This window comes from Streptococcus pseudopneumoniae, assembly GCF_001072665.1.
GTDB lineage: Bacteria > Bacillota > Bacilli > Lactobacillales > Streptococcaceae > Streptococcus > Streptococcus pseudopneumoniae_S.
This window is the reverse complement of the sequence record NZ_JVJI01000083.1, coordinates 1-240: the sequence shown is the minus strand read 5'-3', so window position 1 is coordinate 240 and position 240 is coordinate 1. Positions and strand designations below refer to the sequence as shown.

The 240-nt window shown below is 48.8% G+C and carries 1 protein-coding gene; it reads left to right on the top strand.

Features of this window, described 5'->3' with window-relative positions; genetic code table 11:
• A partial coding sequence (locus ADH52_RS04715) for a hypothetical protein (protein WP_049510396.1) occupies window positions 1-240 on the top strand: 240 nt, incomplete at both ends.

The following is a 240-nucleotide window of genomic DNA, read 5'->3' as shown; positions in this document are numbered from 1 at the left end:
CCAGTCCGGAGCGGTTGTTGAACCAGAGCAAGTGGCTCCACAACCAGAGTACAAGGGAACTCAAGCTGGTGCCATCGTCGAACCGGAGACTCAGCCTTCCTTGCCAGAATATAAAGGTGAGCAATCTGATGCAATAGTTGCCCCTGAGACAAATGAAAAACCAGAATATACTGGCATTCAATCTGGAGCTATCGTCGAACCAGAACAGGTACCATCGAAACCATCTTATACAGGTACCCA